The following is a 1581-nucleotide window of genomic DNA, read 5'->3' as shown; positions in this document are numbered from 1 at the left end:
CGGCGCGTGTCAAACGCTTTGAGACAATATTTTTGATTAGTTTAGTGTGCAATTCTGTGTTTTCTTGTCATCTCCTTTTGCCGGTTTCGGCATGTTGATACCGGCCTCTGTCGGCAGTGCTGGCGGATGAGGTTGGCAATGTTTGAAGCGGTTGGGATGCTGCAAAAATGCGGTTTTCAGGACAAGGGCGCGTTGCTCATAGATGGCCGTCGCTGCGCCAGAATGCATGGCGGCAGGTGTCATATAGCCGATGCCGGAATGACGGTGATCATCGTTGTACCAGGCGAAAAATGTCTGGCAGAACGAACGTGCATCTGCAAGCGAATTGAACCGTTCCGGAAAATTTGGCCGGTACTTCATGGTCCGAAATTGCGATTCCGAAAATGGGTTGTCGTCAGAGGTGTAAGGCCGACTATGACTCTTGATCACATTCAAATCGACGAGCAGGTCGGACACCAGTTTTGAACGCATTGATGGTCCTCGGTCGGCATGCAGGGTCAGTTGACCAGGCACGATGCTCTCCTTGTCGCAGGTCTGCGCGATAAGCGCTTGGGCCAACGCATCCGATTCGCAATCGGCGATCATCCAGCCCACCACGCAACGGCTGAAGATGTCGAGGATGACGTACAGCTGGAAGTGCGCCGCCTTCAGCGGTCCCTTGAGCTTCGTGATATCCCAGGACCAGACTTCGTTCGGATTCGTCGCCAGCAATTCCGGCTTGGCATACGCTGGGTGGGTCCGTTCATCGCGCCGCGGCCGGGTTGCGCTGGCGTCGCGCAGGATTCGATACAGGGTCGAGACCGAACCGAGGTAAATCCCGACGTCGAGCAGCATCGCGTACGCGGTGGCCGGTGCGACGTCGATATACTCTGGCGAATACAGGACATCGAGCACGGCCTGCCGCTCATCGATATTCAGCGCCAGCGGGGAACGGCGCGGGCGGCGTACCGTATGCTGCGGCACACGCGACCACAGGCGGCGATAGTAGGTGGCGCGTGACACTCCCATGCCCTCGCATGCGGACACGGCGCCAAGGGTCGCCACAAGGTCGCAGGCAGCAGTCATCGCGGCAGATCCTCTTCCGTCGGCAAGCCCAGCAAATTGCAGAGTTTTTTTTGAGCCTCGATGATCTGTTCGGCTCGGTTGAGCTTCTTAATCAACTTGGCGTTCTGCAGTTCGAGGGCGGCAACGCGGCGATCGGCCAGCTTCGCGCCATTCGGCTTGGGGCCCCTTGGCTTATGCTCCAGCGCCGCAGTGTCGATCGCCTCGATCTCCACGCGCCAGTGGCTCAGATGCGAGCTGTAGAGACCCTCACGGCGCAGCAGTGCCCCGACCGCGCCGCTGGCATTGCACGCGTCGGCTTCCCGCACAATACGGCGCTTGTAGCTCGTCGAAAAACTCCGGCGGCTTGGCGCCGCGACGACCTCAGCATCGGTTGCCGTTTTCCCCGAGGCCCCCTCGGGGAAAACCTTCGCACTGACGTCACGTTCCTCAAAAACCTCTTTCATCTGCTTATCCATCTGTGGGCAACTTCCTTAAACTGTTTGAAGAAGTTGTCTCACAGCAGTTTGACACAGGGGG

At 58.3% G+C, this 1581-nt stretch carries 1 protein-coding gene; it reads right to left on the bottom strand.

The genetic code is table 11. The features are described 5' to 3' along the window. Window positions 1-36: 36 nt before the first annotated feature. Window positions 37-1508 (bottom strand): IS3 family transposase gene (locus BSU04_RS42895; protein WP_441300099.1). Its coding sequence is split into 2 segments (ribosomal slippage): window positions 37-1109 and window positions 1109-1508, totalling 1473 coding nucleotides; the frame shifts between segments, so codons are not numbered across the junction. Between the last annotated feature and the right edge of the window lie 73 nt (window positions 1509-1581).

The organism is Caballeronia sordidicola (genome assembly GCF_002220365.1).
Taxonomy (GTDB): Bacteria; Pseudomonadota; Gammaproteobacteria; order Burkholderiales; family Burkholderiaceae; genus Caballeronia; species Caballeronia sordidicola_C.
This window is presented reverse-complemented; position numbering and strand designations above follow the sequence as displayed.